This window comes from Streptomyces sp. NPDC002867, assembly GCF_053591895.1.
The window spans coordinates 52787-71274 of record NZ_JBSFUR010000007.1 but is presented as its reverse complement, the minus strand read 5'-3'; the positions used below and the strand labels follow the sequence as shown (position 1 = coordinate 71274).

Genomic DNA, 18488 nt, shown 5'->3' with positions numbered 1-18488 from the left:
GGCGAGAGGCGTAACCCGCCTCGGGTGACCGAGCGGCCTCTCAGAGCGCCCCGTCGCTGACCTGAAGCCAGTCCAGAACGGCGTCGCACTGGTTGCCGGCCTCACACGAGATCTTGATCTCGTTCACGCCTTCCTTCAGAGTCACCGGCGCCCACGTCGTCTGCCAGTTCTTCTCCAGGTTGGGGTCCGAGGAGTTGATGAAGTTCTTGAGCCCGAGCGGGTTGGTGTTCGCCTTGCCGTTGACCGTCAGCGTCGCGTTCGCGTCCTTGGCGGGGACGGCGTAGCGCACATAGAGCCGGTACTCGCCCTCCTTCTCCATCTGGGCGGTCCAGGTGACCGACGCGCCGACGGCGTTGAAGCCGGCCACGTAGGCACCGCTGGTGCCCTCCGCACCGGGGATGACGTTCTCGGCGGTCGCGCTGCCTCCCAGCTTCAGGGTCACCGCGTCCTGCTTCGGGAGCGCGACCGGCTCCTCGGGCTTGTCCGAAGGACCGTCGCTCGGCTTGACCGAGTCCGCCGCCGTCGGGCCCGTGCTCGCGCCGGGGTCGCCGCCCGCGTCGTTCTTCTCGTCGCCGCTCGTCAGCAGCGCCGCGCCGATGCCGATCACGACGACCGCGACGACCGCGACGGCGCCGATGAGCAGGCCCCGGGTGTTGGGACCGCGGCCGCGGCCCTGCGGGGGCGGCGCCGGGATCTGCCGGGTCTGCGCACCGCCGGGGTACGTCTCCGGTGCGGCGTACGCGGCGGTCGGCTGCTGGCCGTAACCCTGCTGCGGGAACCCCTGGGCGGGCGGCTGGGCGTACTGACGGCGTTCGCCGACCGTGCGCACCTGGTTGTACGAGGTCCGCGGGACGCCTGGCTGCGGGGCGGGACCGGGGTAGCCGTAGCCGCGACCCTGCCCCGGCGGCGTGGCGCCCGCGGCCTGCCCGTCCTCGTACAGGTAGCCGAACGGGTCGTCGTCCTCGGGCGTGCTCGCGCCGTTGTTCGCGGCCGTCATACCGGTCACTCCTCACCATCTCGTCAGCACATCGCCGACGCGGCGAGCCTACCCGGTCGCAGTGGTCGCAAGGGGTGGCCTGCGCCTCATCCGGCCCGGCGGTGCACCTTTGCACGGGACCGCTTCTCGACGTACATCCGCTGATCGGCGGACTGCAGGACCTCCTCCACGGACATCCCGCAGCTCGCCCAGCCGATTCCGAAGCTCGCCCCGACGCGCACCCCGCGGCCGCCGACCCTGATCGGCAGGATGATCGCGTTCCGCAGCCGTACGGCCAGATCCGCGGCGTCCGCCGCGCCGAGGCCGTCGGCGAGCACGACGAACTCGTCCCCGCCGAGCCGCGCGACCGTGTCCCCGTCCCGTACGCCGGTGGTGAGCCGGCGCGCGACCTCGACCAGCACCGCGTCGCCGGTCTGGTGTCCGAACCGGTCGTTGATCGACTTGAAGCCGTCGAGGTCGCAGAAGAGCACCGCGAGGCCCTTCGTGCCGTCGTCGATCTCGTCGTCCGGTGCGACGGTGTGCACATGGTGGTCGTACGGCCGGCCGCCGACCGCGCCGAAGTCGAAGCCGTCCGCGCCGAAGCCGCCGTCGCCCTCGTACGCCGCGTCCAGCGACTGGATGTCGCTCGCGTACGGCGCCGCGTGCGGCCGCTCGCACAGCCGCGCGCTCAGGCGCGCCCGCAGCTCGGCGCTGTTCGGCAGTCCGGTCAGCGCGTCGTGCGAGGCCCGGTGCGCGAGCTGGAGCTCGTGGCGCTTGCGGTCCTCGATGTCCTCGACGTGGGTGAGCAGGAAGCGCGGCCCGTCGGCGGTGTCGGCGACCACCGAGTTGCGCAGCGACACCCATACATAGGTGCCGTCCCTGCGTCCCAGCCTGATCTCGGCGCGGCCGCCCTCGGCGGAGGTCCGCAGCAGCGTGCCGACGTCCTCGGGGTGGACGAGGTCCGCGAACGAGTAGCGCCGCATCGCGGACGCGGGCCGGCCCAGCAGCCGGCACAGGGCGTCGTTGGTCCGCAGCAGCCGCCCGTGCTGGTCGCCGCCCATCTCGGCGATGGCCATCCCGCTCGGCGCGTACTCGAACGCCTGCCGGAAGGATTCCTCGCTGGCCCGCAGCGCCTGCTGTTCGCGCTCCAGGCGGACCAGGGCGCGCTGCATGTTGGCGCGCAGCCGGGCGTTGCTGATCGCGATCGCGGCCTGCGACGCGTACATCTGGAGGGCCTCCTGGCCCCAGGCGCCGGGCCTGCGCCCGTTGCGGGGCCGGTCCACGGAGATCACGCCGAGCAGCTCGCGCCCGCCGCCCGACGCCCACATGGGCGCGTAGAGCCGGTCCTGGGGGTGCCACTCGTCCTCGAAGCGGGGCTCGGGGCCCTCGGTGTGCCACTGCGGGACGTCGTCCTCGATCAGGACCCAGCCCTCGGTGTGCGGGATGAAGCGGAGCTCGCCCCACGCCTCGCCCATCGACAGCCGCCGCTCCCAGGACTCGCGGGAGCCGACGCGGCCGGTGATCAGGGCCTCGGCCGCGGCGCTGCCGGCGAAGGCGGCGACGACGAGATCACCGTCGGGGCGGACGAGATTGACGCACGCCAGCTCGTATCCGAGTCCGGCCACGACGCCGTCGGCGACGGTCTGCAGGGTGTCGGCCAGGCTGCGGGCCGTGTTGAGGTCAGCGACCACCTGGTGCAGCTGCCGCAGGGTCGCAAGACGGACGTAGGGCTCCGACTCGGTCTCCATCGCTCGCTCTCCCCGAGACTTCGACAGCAAAACTCCAGGGTTCTGATTGGCGTACTTGTTGCGGTATCCGAGCCACTGAATCACAGCGAGCTGCCCCGCCGGTACAGAGGGTCAACAAATACCGGTCTCTGTGACTCAAGTCACATCAGAGGATGAAGGGTCGGATGGGTCCGCCATGGCCACACCCTCACTTTCTTGAACACGCAACCATCTGTTTGGGCGGCCTCGTCGGCTGGACCCATGGTCCTAGGCCCCGGCTGGTTCCCTGGCCCGATGCGGGTGCGGGAGGGCCGAGACTAGCGTTCCGGGTGTGCTCCAGACGACCCCTTCCACCGCTGCCGCCGCCATCCCCCATGCTGAGGGGGTGAGCAACGAGGAGTTCCGCGCCGCCATGTCCCGCCTGGCCGCCGGTGTCGTGCTGGTCACCGCGCACGACGCCGACGACGGCCCGCGCGGCGAGGACGTGGGCATGACCGCGACGGCGTTCCTGTCGGTCTCCCTGGACCCGCCCCTGGTGATGGTGAGCCTGCGCAACGGCTCCCGCATGGACGACCTGCTGGCGGAACAGCCCCTGTGGGGCGTCTCGCTGCTCGCCGAGAGCCAGCGCCAGGTCGCGGGCCGCTTCGCGATGAAGGGCCGGGTCAGCGACCGGCTGCTGTTCGAGGGCCTGGCCTACGAGCGGGGCGAGGTGTGCGGGGCGCCGCTGATCACGGGGGCGCTCGCGACGCTGGAATGCCGTACGGAACAACGGGTGGAGGCGGGCGACCACACGCTGGTGATCGGCCGCGTCCTGAGGGTGGGGCTGGGGGCGGGCTCCCACTCCGGCCCGCTGACGTATTTCAAGGGCCGCTACCGCAACTTGGCCTGATACCGGGCGCCCCCGGGGTCACGACCAGTCGCGGCCCGAGCGCCCCCGCTTCGTCTCCGCCCGCTGCTTCTTCTCCCGCAGCCTCCGCTCGTTGATGCCGCGCGGGATCTTCGTCGCCCGCCGCGGCCTCGGCGGCGGCGCCGTCGCCTCCGCCAGGAGCGCCGCCAGCCGCACGGCCGCCGCCTCTCGGTTGCGCCACTGAGAGCGGTGCTCCGAAGCGCGTACGGCGATCACCCCGCCCACCAGCCGGCCCGCGAGCCGCTCCAGCGCCCGCGCCTTCCACACCGGCGGCAGCGCCTCCGTCCTCTCCAGGTCGAAGCGCAACTCGACCTGGGAGTCACTGGTGTTGACGTGCTGGCCGCCCGGCCCCGAGGAGCGCGAGAAACGCCACAGGAGCTCGGCCTCCGGCAGGGAGACCGAACCACGGATGATGTAGGGCCCGGACATGACACCCATGGTCCCGCGCCGTGCGGAGCCCGTCATCCGTTTTTCCCCGCGTCCCCTGCCGTTCCCCGCCCTTCCCCGGCGTTCCCCGGCGTTCCCCGGCATTTCCGCCGGCGGACGGAACCTGCCGGTCCCCTGCCCGCGTTATGACGGATGACGGTAGCTTCGCAAGGACCCGAAGCCCGCACACTCGAACAAAGGGGACTTCCCAATGCCAGTAAGCCTGTCCAAGGGCGGCAACGTCTCGCTCACCAAGGAGGCACCGGGCCTGACCGCCGTCACGGTCGGCCTCGGCTGGGACGTCCGCACCACCACCGGCACCGACTTCGACCTCGACGCCTCCGCCATCGGGGTCAACCCCGCGGGGAAGGTCGCCTCCGACGCCCACTTCGTCTTCTTCAACAACAAGTCGACGCCGGACCAGACCATCGTCCACACCGGTGACAACCGCACCGGCGAGGGCGGCGGCGACGACGAGCAGATCAACGTCAACCTGGCGGCTCTGCCGGCCGACGTCGACAAGATCGTCTTCCCGGTCTCCATCTACGACGCGGTCTCCCGCTCGCAGAACTTCGGCCAGGTGCGCAACGCCTACATCCGCATCGTCAACCAGGCCGGCGGCGCCGAGATCGCCCGCTACGACCTGAGCGAGGACGCCGCCGTCGAGACCGCCATGGTCTTCGGCGAGCTGTACCGCAACGGCGCGGAGTGGAAGTTCCGCGCGGTCGGCCAGGGTTACGCCTCGGGCCTCGAGGGCATCGCCCGCGACTTCGGCGTCAACATCTGACCCGGCCGTCCGACCGGCGAGGGCCCCGACCGCTCCGGCCGGGGCCCTTCCCTTTCACGGGGTTTCCGGCCGCCCGTCCCCGTACAGCCACACGTCCCACACCTCGGTGAGGTCCTTGCCCGACCGCTCCTCGGCGTACGCGGTGAAGTCGTCGGTGGAGGCGTTGCCGTGGCGGTGCTCCGCCGCCCAGCCGCGCACGATCCGGAAGAAGGCGTCGTCGCCGACCGCCTCGCGCACCTGGTGCAGGACCATCGCGCCCCGGCCGTACACCGGCGACGCGAACAGCTCGTCGGGGCCCGGAGGTTCGGCGGGCGGGAAGGCCCAGTTCTCGTCGTCCTCGTACGCCGCCTCGAAGCTGTCCTCGACCGGGACGTCCTCGAAGTCCTCCCGCCACATCCACTCCGCGTACGTGGCGAAGCTCTCGTTGAGCCAGATGTCCCGCCAGGACTCGGGCGAGACGGAGTTGCCGAACCACTGGTGCGCCAGCTCGTGCACCAGGGTCGTCCCGTCGAACTGGTCCAGCGGGAAGACGGGCCTGGTCTGCGTCTCCAGCGCGTAGCCGATCCGCTCGCTCGGCACGACGATCGCACCGGCCGACGCGAAGGGGTACGGGCCGAAGTGCCGGGCGCACCAGTCGACGTAGTCGGGGAGTTCGCCGAGCAGGTCCGCGCTCGCCTTCGCGGCCTTCGGGTCGACGGCGGTGACGACCGGCAGCCCCGAGGCCGTGCGCGACGTCGTCACCCGCAGGTCGCCGACGGCGAGGATCGCGACGTAACTGGCCATCGGCTCGGCCGAGTGCCAGCTGTGGGTGGTGCGGCCGCCGGCGGTGCGCTCGCCGGCCCGTTCTCCGTTGGAGACGGCCTGGACGCCCTTGGGCACGGTGACAGCGATGTCGTAGGTGGCCTTGTCGGACGGGTGGTGATTGCCGGGGAACCACGCCATCGAGCCGGACGGCTCGCCGACCGCGAGCGCCCCGGCCGGTGACCTGAGCCACCCCTCATGGGCGTCGTCGGAGTCCGTGACCGTCCGCGGGACGCCGGAATAGCGGATGACGGTACGAAAACGGGAGCCGTCGCCGATGTCCTGGCGTGGCCGTACGGTCAGCTCGTCGCCGGCCCGGTTGGCCGCCGCGCGCCGCCCGTCGACGGTGGCGCTCTCGACGGTCAGGCCGTGCAGGTCGAGATGGAAGGCGCTGAGGTCCTGCGTGGCCCGCGCGGTGATCTCGGCGGTGCCGTCGAGGCGGCCGGTGGCGGGGTCGTAGTCGAGCGCGAGGTCGTAGTGCTGGACGTCGTAACCGCCGTTGCCGAGCCGCGGAAAGTACGGATCCCGCACCCCGGCGGCCCCCGGCTCCCCCCGCACCCCCACGGACCCGTCCGTACAGCCCGCGAGAACGAGCACGCCGAGGGCGACGACGATCCGGACAGCAGCACGCGGTTCCACGCCCTGATCCTAGGCGGGAGAGCCTCCAGCCCCGCCGCGCATATCCAGCCCCGCCGACGCTTGAGGCGCGGGGCCCGGGCGCTGGGCATCGCCACCCCGAGGGCTGGGGCCGGGGGCATATCCAGCCCCGCCGGCGCTTGAGGCGCGGGGTCCGGGGCAGCGCCCCGGCAAGCGCGCCGCACGGACAGGCGCAGTCACGCCGTGCGTGCTGGAGCCGGGCCCCGCCACGGACCCCGGGGCCATGCCCCCGCCCCGCCCCGTCCGGCCGTCGGCGTCAGCGCCCCAGCGCCGCCACCCCCGCCTGCGCGAACTTCTCGTCCAGCGCCCCGCTCGGCGCACCCGCCACACCGATGCCCGCGATCGGGGCGCCGCCGGCGGTGACGGGGGCGCCGCCCGCGAGGAACAGCGTGCCCGGGATGTCCTTCAGGTTCGGCGCCTGCTCCAGGCGCTTCACCAGCTCGGAGGTCGGTGCGTTCCACGACACCGCGGTGTACGCCTTGCGCTCGGCGGACTCGTACGACTGCGGGCCCGCTCCGTCGCCGCGGAGGGTGACGATCGTGTTGCCGTTGCGGTCGACGACGGCGACCGTGACGCGCTGGTTCTCCTTCTCCGCGGCCTGCAGCGTCGCCTGCGCCGCCTTCGTCGCGGCCTCGACGGTCAGGTGCGTGGACTGCTGCAGGTTGCGGTCCGAGGCGTCGGCCGTGACCGCGGCCCGGGTCTCGGCGGCCGGGGCCGACGCGCTGGCGGAGACCGCGCCGAACGTACCGGCGGCGACGACGGCGGCGGTGGCGGCACCGATGAGGATCTTCTTCACGGGATGGCTCCTTGGGAGGTACGGCTGGGTTCTCGCTCTGCCATCGATCCTCCGGCCGCCCCCGGCTCCGCACGGTCCACGGTCCGGCTGCCCCTGTGACCCGTGACGGACGACGGGCATGTCGACCGATCGGCTGATGCCGCCCTGGTCCGCCCGGGTCACGATGGATGCCTACGACCTGCACCACGACCAGGTCGGCGCCCGACCCGAGGAGCGAGCCGTGCACGAGCAGGACCCCGACGCCCGGTGGCTGGCGCGGGTCATGCACGCCGCGTTCTTCCTGCTGCTCGGCGCCTCGCTCGCCCGCTACCTGCTGCGCCACCCCTGGGAGATCCGCTCCCCGTGGATCATCGGCCTGTCGGCCGCGCTGACGCTGCTGTACGTCCTCGGGCCGGTCTTCGGACCGCGCGCCACACCCCGCCGGTTCGTGCGGCCGTGGCTGTTCACGGTCGTCACCGTGTGGATGGTGCTCGTGGTGCTCGCGCCGAGCTTCGCCTGGTGCGCGGTGCCGCTGTTCTACACGGGTCTGCGCACACTTCCGATGCGGGCCGCGCTCGTGCTCGTGGTCGTGCTCACCGTCTTCGTCGTCACGGCGCAGGTCCAGCTCTCGCACGGCGGGTTCGACCCCAACCTGGTCATCGCGCCGCCCGCCGTCGCCGCGATCGCCACCGCCGTCTTCGTCCACGCCGAACGGCTCGTGACCCGGCAGCGCGCCCTCATCGACGACCTGATCAGGACCCGCCGCGAACTGGCCGCCACCGAACGCCGCGAGGGCACCCTCGCCGAGCGCCAGCGCCTCGCCATGGAGATCCACGACACCCTCGCCCAGGGCCTGTCGAGCCAGCAGATGCTGCTGCAGGCCGCCGACCGCACGTGGGACGCCGACCCTCAGGCCGCGCGCCGCCATGTCCGTACGGCAGGGTCGATCGCCGAGCACAATCTCGCCGAGGCCCGCCGCTTCGTGCACGACCTGGCGCCCGCCGACCTCGCCGAGGGCGGCAGCCTGGAGGAGGCGCTGCGCAGGGTCGCGGCCCGCGAGTCGGCCGGTTTCCGGGTCGACGGCGCACCGGTCGCGCTGCCGGACCGGGTCCAGTCGGCGCTGGTGCGCATCGCGCAGGGCGCGCTGGCGAACGTACGCGAGCACGCGGGCGCCGCCACCGCCGCGGTGACGCTGACGTACCTGGACGACCAGGTCGTCCTCGACGTCGCCGACGACGGCCGGGGCTTCGATCCGGGCGACGTGTCCGGCGCCGCGGCCGACGCGCCGTCCGTCGTCCGAGGGCACGGCCTGCCCGCGATACGCGCACGGGTGCGCCAGCTCGGCGGCACCCTGACCGTCGAGTCCGCGCCGGGCGAGGGCACGGTGCTCTCGGCGGCGATTCCCCTGGAGGTGTCATGACCGTACGGATCCTGCTCTGCGACGACCACGCCGTCGTACGGGCGGGGCTGCTGGCCCTTCTCGGCAGCGAAGGCGACATCGAGGTCGTCGGCGAGGCGGGCAGCGGCGAGGAGGCGGTGGCGATGGCCGCCAAGCTGACTCCGGACGTGGTCCTGATGGATCTTCAGCTCGGTGCGGGCATCGACGGGGTGGAGGCGACGCGGCGCATCGCCTCGCCCGACGTGCATGTGCTGGTGCTGACGACGTACGACACGGACGCGGACATCACCCGCGCCATCGAGGCCGGGGCGACCGGGTACCTGCTCAAGGCGGAACGGCCGGAGGAACTGTTCGCCGCGATCCGCGCGGCGGCCGAGGGCCGCACCGCGCTGTCGGCACCGGTCGCCGGCCGCGTGATGGACCGGATGCGGGGCGCTGCCGGACCGACCCTGACGGAACGGGAACGGGACATCCTCGGCCAGCTCGCCCGCGGTCTCGGCAACCGCGAGATCGCCCGCGCGCTGTTCATCAGCGAGGCGACGGTGAAGACGCACCTGGGCCGCATCTACGCCAAGCTCGGCGTGGACACGCGGGCGGGGGCGGTGGCGGTGGCGAAGGAGCAGCGGCTGCTGCCGTGAGGCCACAGTGGCCTCCTTCGCTCAGCGCGACATCCCCCGCGCCGGCCGTGCCGCCGGCCGGAACCGGACGCCGTTCCCTCGAATGCGCGTGCGGTGACGTTTCTCCAGGTCCCATGACACCATCACCTACGTGCTCGACATCGGCTACTCCCTCTCGCGCCGCTTCCCCGACCCCCCGCAGACCGACTACCGGCGCGCGGACGTCCACGCGCTGCGTCACGACCTGTTCTGCGGCGACGTCTACCTCGCCGACACCAAGGCGGACCGAGAGGTGTCCACAGCCTGGGGATGGGTGCCCGTGCTCGACTTCGCGTGGGCGCTGTGCGACATCGTCGAGCAGCTCGACCGCGACCCGCTCGGCAGCCGCGCCGCACGGCCCCAGCACGCCGAGCTCGACTTCACCGAATCCACGGACCGCATGCTCTTCGAGCGGCGCTTCGGCTGGGTCGACGTCGAGGCCGACTGGATGCCCGGCGACGAGCCGCCCCTCACCTTCAGCCACGCCGAACTGCGCCGCGAGGCCCGCGACTTCCTCCATGACCTGATCGCCGACCTGACGGACATGCACGAGGGCTTCGCCGACAACCCCGCGATCTGGGACCTCCAGTCCCGCTTCCCCCGCACCCAGTAACCCCGGCCCACCCGTCCGCACCGGACCGCTTCCCCGGGTCCGGCGGCGCCCCCGACCGCCGCCACCTCTGCCCGCCCGGCCCGGCATCCCCGACCGCCGCCTCCCCCGGCCCCTTCGGCCCCCGCCTACTCCACCCGCACGCCGACCTGCGCCGCCAACGCCGGAGCCAGCTCCAGCAGTTGCGCCGGACTGATCACCGCGCCCGCGAGCCGCTCCACGCCCCGCGCGATGTCCAGCTCCGCCGCCCCCCGCAGGTCGACGTCCTTCATGAGCACCGCGCCGAAGTCCACCTGCCGCAGCGCGCAGCCCCGGAACTCCACCCTCTCGAGCCTCGCCCCCGCGAAATCCGCCTCCACCAGCACGCAGCCCTCGAACACCACGTCCGTCAGCTTCGCCTCCCGCAGATTCAGAAAGTCGATCTTCCCTCCCCTCACCACCACGCCCGTCAGCACCGCCCCGTGCAGCTGCGCCCCGCCCAGCCGCGCGTCCCTCACCTCCACGTCCCTCAGCGACGCCCCCGCCAGGTCCGTCCCCACGCCCCGTACGCCCTCCAGCACGCAGTCCACGAAACGGGCCCCGGCCAGCTCCGTGCCGTCCAGCGCGCACTCCCGCAGCGCGCAGTCGATGAACCGCGCCCCCGCACCCCGCTGCCCGCCGAGATCCAGCCCGGCGAATTCCACCCCGTCGTAGTCCCCGTCCGGCTCCAGCGTGCCGCGCCCGAACCTCTCCAGCGGCGGCAGCCGCACCTCGGCCACCCGAGCCGCCGCCACCTTCTTCCCACGCGCCTTCGCCATGGTCCCCATGGTGACGTATGCCACTGACAACGCCCTCGGGCCGCGGCGATGTCACACATCGCGGCACCGGATCCGTCGCATCCGTGACAACGGACCGAGCCACCCAGGGAGAGACAGCCATGCAGGAGATCACGGTCGTCGGCGGCGGATTCGCCGGCCTCACCGCCGCCATCACCGCCGCCGAGTCCGGTGCCCGCGTGGCGCTGTACGAGGCGCACCACACGCTCGGCGGCCGGGCCCGCACCGCGGAGGGCCCCTACCGCACCAACGACGGCCCGCACGCCCTCTACAGCCGCGGCCCCCACTGGACCTGGCTGAAGCAGCGCGGCCTGCTCGGCCCCATGGCCGCGCTCCCGCCCCTCGAAGGCGCCCGCTTCCGCTTCCGCCGCGGCGGCGCACTCCGCAGGACCCCGCCGCTCGCCCTGCTCAGGATCGCGCGCCGCCCCGCCGAAGACGCCCCTGTGGACACCGACTTCATGACCTGGGCCACCGGCGTCGCCGGCGAGGCAGGCGCCCGCGCCGCCGCCCACTTCATGGGCGTCGCCCTCTTCCACCACGACCCCGGATCGCTCTCCGCCGCCTTCGTCCAGGAACGGCTCCGCCGGGCCACCGCCCTGCCGCCCGAGGCCCACTACCCGCGCGGCGGCTGGGGCCAGGTCATCGACCGCATGGCGGCGCGCGCCTGGGACCTCGGCGTACGCATCGAGACCACCTCCCGCGTCGACGCCCTGCCCGAGCGCCACGGCCCCGTGATCGTCGCCACCTCCCTCGACGCCGCGCGACGGCTCCTCGGCGACGACACCCTGCGCTGGACCAGCGGCCGCACCACCCTCGTCGACCTGGCGCTGCGTGCCCGGCGCGGCGACCCGTTCGTCGTCTCCGACCTCGACGCCCCCGGCTGGCTGGAACGCTTCACCGCCCAGGACCCGTCGCTCGCCCCCAAGGGGCAGTCGCTCATCCAGGCCCAGCTCCCGATCGCCCCCGACGGGTCAAAGGCCGACGGCGTCGCCCACGCCGAAGCCCTCCTCGACCTCGGCTTCCCCGGCTGGCGCGAGCGCACCGTGTGGCGCCGCGCGGCGCTGGCCAACGGCCGGACCGGAGCCGTGGACCTGCCCGGCGCCACCTGGCGCGACCGGCCCGCCATCGACCGCGGCGACGGCGTCTACCTCGCCGGCGACCAGGTGGCCGCCCCCGGACTCCTGTGCGAAGTGGCGTTCAACAGCGGGATCGAAGCGGTTTCGCTCGCCCTGCGCGCCATCAAGTACGCGGGGACACGAACATCGCTTGACCTCAAGCAAAGTCGAGGTTGAAGAGTGGGTCCCGCAACCGACAACGAGGGAGCCCACCATGCATGCCGTCCGCCTCCACGCCTTCGGCCCCGCCGAGAACCTCACCCACGAAAGCGTCGCCGACCCCGTACCCGGCCCCGGCCAGGTACGGATCGCCGTCGCAGCCGCCGGCGTGCACCTCCTCGACGCGGCCCTGCGCGAGGGCGCCCAGGGCCCCTACCCGGCCCCGGTCGAGCTCCCCACCGTGCCCGGCCGCGAAGTCGCCGGAACCGTCGACCGGATCGGCGCCGGCACCGACGACACCTGGCTCGGCAAGCGCGTCGTCGCCCACCTCGGCATGAACCCCGGCGGCTACGCCGAACTCACCGTCACCGACGCCGACCGCCTCCACGAGATCCCCGACGGACTCGACGAGGCCGAGGCCGTCGCCATGATCGGCACCGGCCGCACCGCGCTCGGCATCCTCCAGTTCACCGACCTCGGCCCCGCCGACACCGTCATCGTCCCCGCCGCAGCCGGCGGCATCGGCACCCTGATCGTCCAGCACGCCAAGAACGCAGGCGCCACCGTCATCGGCCTCGCCGGCGGCCCCGACAAAACCGCCCGCGTCCGCGCCGACGGCGCCGACCTCGCCGTCGACTACCTGCGCCCCGACTGGCCCGACACGGTCCGCACCCACCTCGGCGACCGCCGCGCCACCGTCCTCTACGACTCCGTCGGCGGGGACACCGCCCGCGCCGCCGCCGACTTCCTCGGCAAGGGCGGACGGCACATCGTCTTCGGCTGGTCCAGCCAGGGCATCACGACCGACACCGCCCCCCTCTTCACCGACGAGGAACTCGCCGAACGCGGCATCACCTCCGAGGGCGTCCTCGGCCCCGCCATGCTCGAAAAGGCCGGCGGCCTGCGCGCACTCGAGACCCGCGCCCTCGCCGAAGCCGCGGCCGGCCGGCTGCGGCCCGCCGTCACCCGCTTCCCCCTCGACCAGGCCGCCGCGGCCCACCGCGCCCTCGAAACCCGCGGCACCGTCGGCAAGGTCGTCCTCGTCCCGTAACCCGACGGGCCCGCCCCTACGACCCCAGACTCGCGAGCGCCCCGTCCGTCAGCCGGTACACCGTCCACTCGTCCTGCGGCTTCGCACCCAGCGACTCGTAGAAACTGATCGACGGGGCGTTCCAGTTCAGCACCGACCACTCCAGGCGCTCGTAGCCACGCTCCACACAGATCCGCGCCAGCTCCGTCAGCAGCGCCTTCCCATGGCCCCCGCCCCGCACCTGCGGCCGCACGTACAGGTCCTCCAGATAGATCCCGTGCACCCCGCGCCACGTCGAGAAGTTCAGGAACCACAGCGCGAACCCGGCCACCTCGCCCGCGTCCGTCTCCGCGATGTGCGCGAACGCGGCCGGACGCTCCCCGAACAGCGCCTCCCGCAACTGCTCCTCGGTCGCCTTCGCCTCGTGCAGAGCCTTCTCGTATTCCGCGAGCTCCCGGACCATCTCGTGGATCACGGGCACGTCGTCGGGCACAGCAGTACGAATCATGCGCACAGCCTGCCCCGACGGCCGCCCACCGCGCCAGCGGGTTCCGAGCGATGAGCACCCGGTCCCCGTCGCCCCACCCGGCGAGGAAGGCCTCTGCCCGCCCGGGCAGCGCGCCGCGACGAGCGCCCTCCCCCTACGACACGTCCCGAATGTCGATCACGCCGCGATCGCACGTCGCGAAACCCCGCCCGGAGCAGTAAATTCCCGCCACACAACGCGTCCACCGGCAGGGAAGCAGCAATCGACATGAGCACCGTCAACGGCGGCATATCGTTCTGGTACGCACAGGACGGCACCCCCACCCCCCGCGAACCCCTGCCCGGCGACACCACCGCCGACATCTGCATCGTCGGCGGCGGATACACCGGCCTGTGGACCGCCTACTACCTCAAGAAGGCCGTCCCCTTCCTCAACATCACCGTCCTCGAAGCCAAGTTCTGCGGCTACGGCGCCTCCGGACGCAACGGCGGCTGGCTCTACAACGGCATCGCCGGACGCGACCGCTACGCCCGCCTGCACGGCCACGACGCCGCCGTCCGCCTCCAGCAGGCCATGAACGACACCGTCGACGAAGTCATCCGCGTCACCGGCGAAGAAGGCATCGACGCCGACATCCACAAGGGCGGCGTCCTCGAGATCGCCCACACCCCCGCCCAACTCGCCCGGCTCAAAGCCTTCCACGCCGTCGACATCGCCTTCGGCGAGAAGGACCGCCTCCTGCTCGGCGCCCGCGAAACCGCCGAACGCATCCGCGTCACCGGCGCCGTCGCCTCCACCTGGACCCCGCACGGCGCCCGCCTCCACCCCGCCAAACTGGTCAAGGGCCTCGCCACCGCCGTCGAAGCCCTCGGCGTCACCCTCCACGAGTCCACCCCCGTCACCGAGATCACGCCCAAGCACGCCGTCACCCCGTACGGCACCGTCCGCGCCCCCTACATCCTGCGCTGCACCGAAGGCTTCACCGCCTCCCTCAAGGGACGCCGCCGCACCTGGCTCCCCATGAACTCCTCGATGATCGTCACGGACCCCCTGCCCGAGCACGTCTGGTCCGAGATCGGCTGGGCGGGACGCGAAACCCTCGGCGACATGGCCCACGCCTACATGTACGCCCAGCGCACCGCCGACGACCGCATCGCCATCGGCGGCCGCGGCGTCCCCTACCGCTACGGCTCCAGGACCGACAACGACGGACGCACCCAGCCCGCCACCATCGACGCCCTGCGCGAGATCCTCATCCGCTTCTTCCCCCAGCTCGCCGGCACCGGCATCGCCCACGCCTGGTCCGGCGTCCTCGGCGTCCCCCGCGACTGGTGCGCCACCGTCACCCTCGACCGCTCCACCGGCCTCGGCTGGGCCGGCGGCTACGTCGGCTCGGGCGTCGCCACCGCCAACCTCGCCGCCCGCACCCTGCGCGACCTCATCCAGCAGGACTCGGGCCAGTCCGGCCCCACCGACCTGACCTCCCTGCCCTGGGTCAACCACAAGGTCCGCAACTGGGAACCGGAACCCCTGCGCTGGCTCGGCGTCCACACCCTCTACGCCGCCTACCGCGCGGCGGACCGCCGCGAATCCACCACCCACACGCCCACGACGGCCCCCCTGGCCCGCCTCGCCGACAAGATCTCGGGCCGCCACTGATGCCCGCCGACACCCCCGCCCCCATCACCGCCTGCTGGCTGCACTGGCTGGCGCTCCCCACCGGCGACCAGGCGGCCGTACTCGACGCGATGGACCTCACGGACCCGCGCCCGACCGGCTTCGCCGACGCCGTCCAAGCCGTCGACGACGACGCCCACGACCCGGACCACGGCTACGACCGAGTCTTCGTCACCCCCGAACTCGACGGCTGGACCCTCGTCGTAGGAGCCTGGTGCGACCCCACCGAGGCCGACATGCCCGCCCTCTGCGAGCAGCTCAGCGCCCGCTTCGGCAAGGCCCAGGCGTACTACTACGGCGCACAGTCGGACGGCTCCGCCTGGCTCGTCGCCGAGAACGGCCACGTCGTCCGCCGGGCCGCCTTCACCGGCGAGCCCGACGACGAGGAACTCACCATCGGCGAGCCCCTGCCCTTCGAGGTCCAGTGCCGCGCGGAGGCCGGCGACGACGACGAGTGGGACTGGCTGTCATCCGAACTCGCACCCAAGCTCGCCGAGGCGCTCAGCATCAACCCCCACACCCTGGGCCCGCACACCCCCACCCGGGGCCACGGCGTACTGGCCCGCACCCCCCAGCTGCCCGAAGCATGAAAACGCCCGGGCCGACAGCACGCCGGCCCGGGCGGTCGAGCCCCCTGTCGGGTTCGAACCGACGACCCCCGCTTTACAAGAGCGGTGCTCTGGCCAGCTGAGCTAAGGAGGCAGCGAGTGCAGTGTATCCAACCCCCGAGCCGCCCCGGTCGAAAATTTCCTCGCCCACCGACTGCTGACAGATCCGGCATCGCCAGGTAGCGTCACCGCAAGTCCATCCACGGGTGGACTGGACCACTCCCTCTACAACGGATCGTCCGGCACGTTCCTGCCGGTGAAGGGAGCCATTCACCATGGCTACTGTCACGTTCGACAAGGCGACCCGGATCTACCCGGGTTCCGACAAGCCCGCCGTCGACCAGCTCGACATCCAGACCGAGGACGGCGAGTTCCTCGTCCTCGTCGGTCCCTCCGGCTGCGGAAAGTCCACCTCCCTGCGCATGCTCGCCGGGCTCGAGGACGTCAACGGCGGCGCCATCCGCATCGGTGACCGCGACGTCACGCACCTGCCGCCCAAGGACCGGGACATCGCCATGGTGTTCCAGAACTACGCGCTCTACCCGCACATGACCGTCGCCGACAACATGGGCTTCGCGCTCAAGATCGCCGGCGTCAACAAGAGCGAGATCCGCAAGAAGGTCGAAGAGGCCGCGAAGATCCTCGACCTGACCGAGTACCTGGACCGCAAGCCCAAGGCGCTCTCCGGTGGTCAGCGCCAGCGTGTCGCCATGGGCCGGGCCATCGTGCGTGAGCCGCAGGTCTTCCTCATGGACGAGCCGCTGTCGAACCTCGACGCCAAGCTGCGTGTCTCCACGCGTACGCAGATCGCCTCGCTCCAGCGCCGTCTCGGCATCACCACGGTGTACGTCACGCACGACCAGGTCGAGGCCATGACCATGGGCGACCGCGTGGCGGTGCTCAAGGACGGTCTGCTCCAGCAGGTCGACTCGCCGCGCAACATGTACGACCGTCCGGCCAACCTCTTCGTCGCCGGCTTCATCGGCTCCCCGGCCATGAACCTGGTCGAGGTCCCGATCACCGACGGCGGCGTGAAGTTCGGCAACAGCGTCGTCCCGGTCTCCCGCGAGGCCCTGTCCGCCGCCGCCGACAAGGGCGACACGACGGTGACGGTCGGCGTACGCCCCGAGCACTTCGACGTCGTCGAGCACGGCGGCGCCGAGACCAGGACGCTCTCCAAGGACGCCCCGGCCGGCCTCGCCGTGTCGGTGAACGTCGTCGAGGAGCTCGGCGCCGACGGCTACGTGTACGGCTCGGCCCAGGTCGGCGGCGAGCACAAGGACCTGGTCGTCCGCGTCGGCGGCCGCAGCGTGCCGGCCAAGGGCAGTGAGCTGCACGTCGTGCCGCGTCCGGGCGAGATCCACGTCTTCTCGACGTCGACGGGCGAGCGTCTGAGCGACTGACGCGCCGTCGGCTCCGGTTCGGTGGCGCAGAGGCCGGGCTCCGCACTCGAGGTGCGGAGCCCGGCTTTTCGCACATTCTGATATATCTCGCGCATTCAGCGGCATTTCACCCCATGCGTCAACGTGCGATTCGAAAAGAACCCTCGAACCATCGCCCGCGTGAGTGACTGGATGTCGCCATACCATTACTGGCCGCTACGCTCGCTCGCGTGACCCACACAGCCCGCCGAATCGGCCGCACTCTCGCTCTCGTTCTGCCTGTCGTCCTGGTGCTCTCCGGAACCCTCGCGGTCTCCACCGTCCCGTGGGCAGGACAGGCCACCAAGTCGCAGATGCTCACGGCCTCCTCCGAGCACGTCTCGACACGGGCCACGTCCCGTGCCCCGCAGGACGTTCTGCGGGACAGGCTGCTCACGGAGCTGCAGACGAAGGACCCGGGCGTCGCGCTCACGCATCTGCAGCGCGAGGTCGAGGCACATCCGTCGCTCGCCCAGCACTGCATGTCGATCGCCCGCTCGCTGGGCCGGGCCGCCGTGGACCGTTACGGGCCCACGCGCGCGCAGCGGTTCTCGCGGCCCGTCTGCGACACCTCCTTCGCCACGGGCGTCCAGCAGCAGGCGCTCGGGCACTGAGGCCCGGCGCCGCGGGCAGCCGGCGCACCGCACGGACCGGTTCGACGGACCGGGCCCGCACTCGCGGGTCCGGTCCGTGTCGTGTCCGGCGGTGCGCATATCGTTCACGGCATGCAGACCCCTACGTATCCGACGCAGGCCGTGGTCCTGGCCGGTGGCCAGGGCTCCCGGCTGCGCCCGTACACCGACGACCGCCCGAAGCCGATGGTGGAGATCCCCGGCACGGGGATGCCGATCATCGGGCACCAGCTGGCCTGGATGGCCGCGGAGGGCGTGACCGATGCGGTGGTCTCGTGCGGCCATCTCGCCGAGGTGCTCCAGAAGTGGCTGGAGAGCGCCGATCTGCCGCTGCGGGTCACGACGGTGGTGGAGACGGAGCCGCTGGGCCGTGGCGGCGGTCTGAAGTACGCGGCGAAGAGCCTGCCGCATCCCGAACAGCCGTGGTACGCGACGAACGGTGACATCTGGACGCGGTTCTCGCTGCGGGAGATGGCGGCGTTCCACGAGGAGCGCGATGCGACGGCGACGCTGGCGCTGGCGCGTCCGCGGATCCCGTGGGGCGCGGTGGAGACGGACGCGTTCGGGCACATCACGGACTTCGTCGAGTCGCCGCCGTCGCCGTATCTGATCAACGCGGGCGTGTACGTGTTCTCGGCGGCGTTCACGGGGTTGCTGCCGGACGTCGGCGACCACGAGCGCACGACGTTTCCGCGGCTGGCGCGTGAGCGGCGGCTGGCGGGCTTCCCGCTGCCGCAGGGGGCGTACTGGCGGGCGATCGACACGGCGAAGGATCTGACGGAGGCCGCGAAGGAGCTGGCTTCGCAGGTGCGCTGAGCCGGCG

The 18488-nt window shown here is 72.3% G+C and carries 19 protein-coding genes and 1 tRNA gene; 12 read left to right on the top strand and 8 right to left on the bottom strand.

The window, feature by feature from the left end; all coding sequences use genetic code 11:
• Positions 1-40 precede the first annotated feature (40 nt).
• The gene (locus ACWD0A_RS09060; protein ID WP_451296078.1) at positions 41-997 is read right to left on the bottom strand and encodes a CBM35 domain-containing protein; all 957 of its coding nucleotides are present in this window, start codon (positions 995-997) and stop codon (positions 41-43) included.
• An 86-nt stretch (positions 998-1083) separates the two neighbouring features.
• Entirely contained in the window at positions 1084-2724 is a 1641-nt protein-coding gene (cdgB, locus tag ACWD0A_RS09055) for a diguanylate cyclase CdgB (protein WP_451296076.1), read from the bottom strand.
• Between the two features lie 310 nt (positions 2725-3034).
• On the opposite strand from cdgB, the gene ACWD0A_RS09050 reads away from it, so the two are divergent.
• Complete coding sequence (locus ACWD0A_RS09050; RefSeq protein WP_373429310.1) at positions 3035-3592, top strand: flavin reductase family protein; 558 nt, start codon at positions 3035-3037, stop codon at positions 3590-3592.
• 18 nt (positions 3593-3610) lie between these two features.
• Here the strand turns inward: ACWD0A_RS09050 and arfB are convergent, their stop codons facing one another.
• Positions 3611-4048 (bottom strand): alternative ribosome rescue aminoacyl-tRNA hydrolase ArfB, encoded by a 438-nt coding sequence (gene arfB / locus ACWD0A_RS09045; protein WP_451296387.1) that lies wholly within the window; start codon positions 4046-4048, stop codon positions 3611-3613.
• Between the two features lie 199 nt (positions 4049-4247).
• Between arfB and ACWD0A_RS09040 the strand changes: the two genes are divergently transcribed.
• On the top strand, positions 4248-4823 hold the full coding sequence (locus ACWD0A_RS09040) for a TerD family protein (RefSeq protein ID WP_451296073.1): 576 nt from the start codon (positions 4248-4250) through the stop codon (positions 4821-4823).
• 54 nt (positions 4824-4877) lie between these two features.
• Here the strand turns inward: ACWD0A_RS09040 and ACWD0A_RS09035 are convergent, their stop codons facing one another.
• Together ACWD0A_RS09035 and ACWD0A_RS09030 are read right to left on the bottom strand one after the other, a co-directional pair.
• A complete protein-coding gene (locus ACWD0A_RS09035; RefSeq protein ID WP_451296071.1) occupies positions 4878-6263 on the bottom strand; it encodes a M1 family metallopeptidase in 1386 nt (461 codons plus the stop codon).
• A gap of 274 nt (positions 6264-6537) precedes the next feature.
• Complete coding sequence (locus tag ACWD0A_RS09030; protein WP_451296069.1) at positions 6538-7077, bottom strand: GlcG/HbpS family heme-binding protein; 540 nt, start codon at positions 7075-7077, stop codon at positions 6538-6540.
• Positions 7078-7339: 262 nt separating this feature from the next.
• Here ACWD0A_RS09030 and ACWD0A_RS09025 point away from each other — a divergent pair, with 262 nt between their 5' ends.
• From ACWD0A_RS09025 to ACWD0A_RS09015, 3 genes are all read left to right on the top strand, one after another.
• Entirely contained in the window at positions 7340-8476 is a 1137-nt protein-coding gene (locus ACWD0A_RS09025; protein WP_451296385.1) for a sensor histidine kinase, read from the top strand.
• A complete protein-coding gene (locus tag ACWD0A_RS09020; protein ID WP_177150276.1) occupies positions 8473-9093 on the top strand; it encodes a response regulator in 621 nt (206 codons plus the stop codon). Before ACWD0A_RS09025 ends, ACWD0A_RS09020 begins: the two co-directional genes overlap by 4 nt.
• A gap of 130 nt (positions 9094-9223) precedes the next feature.
• Positions 9224-9724 carry a hypothetical protein gene (locus tag ACWD0A_RS09015; protein ID WP_451296067.1) on the top strand — a complete coding sequence of 167 codons (501 nt, stop codon included), beginning with the start codon at positions 9224-9226 and terminating at the stop codon, positions 9722-9724.
• Positions 9725-9849: 125 nt separating this feature from the next.
• Here ACWD0A_RS09015 and ACWD0A_RS09010 read toward each other — a convergent pair whose 3' ends face one another.
• Positions 9850-10494, bottom strand: a complete 645-nt coding sequence (locus ACWD0A_RS09010; protein WP_451296383.1) for a pentapeptide repeat-containing protein — start codon at positions 10492-10494, stop codon at positions 9850-9852.
• Positions 10495-10637: 143 nt separating this feature from the next.
• On the opposite strand from ACWD0A_RS09010, the gene ACWD0A_RS09005 reads away from it, so the two are divergent.
• Both ACWD0A_RS09005 and ACWD0A_RS09000 read left to right on the top strand, forming a co-directional pair.
• Positions 10638-11828 (top strand): FAD-dependent oxidoreductase, encoded by a 1191-nt coding sequence (locus tag ACWD0A_RS09005; RefSeq protein WP_451296065.1) that lies wholly within the window; start codon positions 10638-10640, stop codon positions 11826-11828.
• Positions 11829-11865: 37 nt separating this feature from the next.
• On the top strand, positions 11866-12861 hold the full coding sequence (locus tag ACWD0A_RS09000; protein ID WP_451296063.1) for a zinc-binding dehydrogenase: 996 nt from the start codon (positions 11866-11868) through the stop codon (positions 12859-12861).
• A gap of 16 nt (positions 12862-12877) precedes the next feature.
• Here the strand turns inward: ACWD0A_RS09000 and ACWD0A_RS08995 are convergent, their stop codons facing one another.
• Positions 12878-13348, bottom strand: a complete 471-nt coding sequence (locus ACWD0A_RS08995; protein WP_451296061.1) for an N-acetyltransferase family protein — start codon at positions 13346-13348, stop codon at positions 12878-12880.
• A gap of 246 nt (positions 13349-13594) precedes the next feature.
• Between ACWD0A_RS08995 and ACWD0A_RS08990 the strand changes: the two genes are divergently transcribed.
• Both ACWD0A_RS08990 and ACWD0A_RS08985 read left to right on the top strand, forming a co-directional pair.
• On the top strand, positions 13595-14986 hold the full coding sequence (locus ACWD0A_RS08990; RefSeq protein ID WP_451296059.1) for an NAD(P)/FAD-dependent oxidoreductase: 1392 nt from the start codon (positions 13595-13597) through the stop codon (positions 14984-14986).
• Positions 14986-15594, top strand: a complete 609-nt coding sequence (locus tag ACWD0A_RS08985) for a hypothetical protein (protein ID WP_451296057.1) — start codon at positions 14986-14988, stop codon at positions 15592-15594. Before ACWD0A_RS08990 ends, ACWD0A_RS08985 begins: the two co-directional genes overlap by 1 nt.
• Positions 15595-15632: 38 nt before the next feature.
• Here ACWD0A_RS08985 and ACWD0A_RS08980 read toward each other — a convergent pair.
• Positions 15633-15706, bottom strand: a tRNA-Thr gene (locus ACWD0A_RS08980).
• A 181-nt stretch (positions 15707-15887) separates the two neighbouring features.
• Here ACWD0A_RS08980 and ACWD0A_RS08975 point away from each other — a divergent pair.
• From ACWD0A_RS08975 to ACWD0A_RS08965, 3 genes are all read left to right on the top strand, one after another.
• Positions 15888-17015, top strand: a complete 1128-nt coding sequence (locus ACWD0A_RS08975; protein WP_451296055.1) for an ABC transporter ATP-binding protein — start codon at positions 15888-15890, stop codon at positions 17013-17015.
• Positions 17016-17224: 209 nt separating this feature from the next.
• On the top strand, positions 17225-17647 hold the full coding sequence (locus tag ACWD0A_RS08970) for a hypothetical protein (RefSeq protein WP_451296053.1): 423 nt from the start codon (positions 17225-17227) through the stop codon (positions 17645-17647).
• Between the two features lie 111 nt (positions 17648-17758).
• Positions 17759-18481: a nucleotidyltransferase family protein gene (locus ACWD0A_RS08965; protein ID WP_451296051.1), complete on the top strand. Its 723-nt coding sequence runs from the start codon at positions 17759-17761 to the stop codon at positions 18479-18481.
• The last annotated feature ends 7 nt before the right edge of the window (positions 18482-18488 follow it).

What these genes read in the sequence shown, in the direction of transcription:
- ACWD0A_RS09060 (WP_451296078.1), bottom strand. Translation starts at nt 997, where the DNA reads ATGACGGCCGCGAACAACGGCGCGAGCACGCCCGAGGACGACGACCCG.
- cdgB (WP_451296076.1), bottom strand. Translation starts at nt 2,724, where the DNA reads ATGGAGACCGAGTCGGAGCCCTACGTCCGTCTTGCGACCCTGCGGCAG.
- arfB (WP_451296387.1), bottom strand. Translation starts at nt 4,048, where the DNA reads ATGGGTGTCATGTCCGGGCCCTACATCATCCGTGGTTCGGTCTCCCTG.
- ACWD0A_RS09040 (WP_451296073.1), top strand. Translation starts at nt 4,248, where the DNA reads ATGCCAGTAAGCCTGTCCAAGGGCGGCAACGTCTCGCTCACCAAGGAG.
- ACWD0A_RS09025 (WP_451296385.1), top strand. Translation starts at nt 7,340, where the DNA reads ATGCACGCCGCGTTCTTCCTGCTGCTCGGCGCCTCGCTCGCCCGCTAC.
- ACWD0A_RS09020 (WP_177150276.1), top strand. Translation starts at nt 8,473, where the DNA reads ATGACCGTACGGATCCTGCTCTGCGACGACCACGCCGTCGTACGGGCG.
- ACWD0A_RS09005 (WP_451296065.1), top strand. Translation starts at nt 10,638, where the DNA reads ATGCAGGAGATCACGGTCGTCGGCGGCGGATTCGCCGGCCTCACCGCC.
- ACWD0A_RS09000 (WP_451296063.1), top strand. Translation starts at nt 11,866, where the DNA reads ATGCATGCCGTCCGCCTCCACGCCTTCGGCCCCGCCGAGAACCTCACC.
- ACWD0A_RS08995 (WP_451296061.1), bottom strand. Translation starts at nt 13,348, where the DNA reads ATGATTCGTACTGCTGTGCCCGACGACGTGCCCGTGATCCACGAGATG.
- ACWD0A_RS08990 (WP_451296059.1), top strand. Translation starts at nt 13,595, where the DNA reads ATGAGCACCGTCAACGGCGGCATATCGTTCTGGTACGCACAGGACGGC.
- ACWD0A_RS08985 (WP_451296057.1), top strand. Translation starts at nt 14,986, where the DNA reads ATGCCCGCCGACACCCCCGCCCCCATCACCGCCTGCTGGCTGCACTGG.
- ACWD0A_RS08975 (WP_451296055.1), top strand. Translation starts at nt 15,888, where the DNA reads ATGGCTACTGTCACGTTCGACAAGGCGACCCGGATCTACCCGGGTTCC.
- ACWD0A_RS08965 (WP_451296051.1), top strand. Translation starts at nt 17,759, where the DNA reads ATGCAGACCCCTACGTATCCGACGCAGGCCGTGGTCCTGGCCGGTGGC.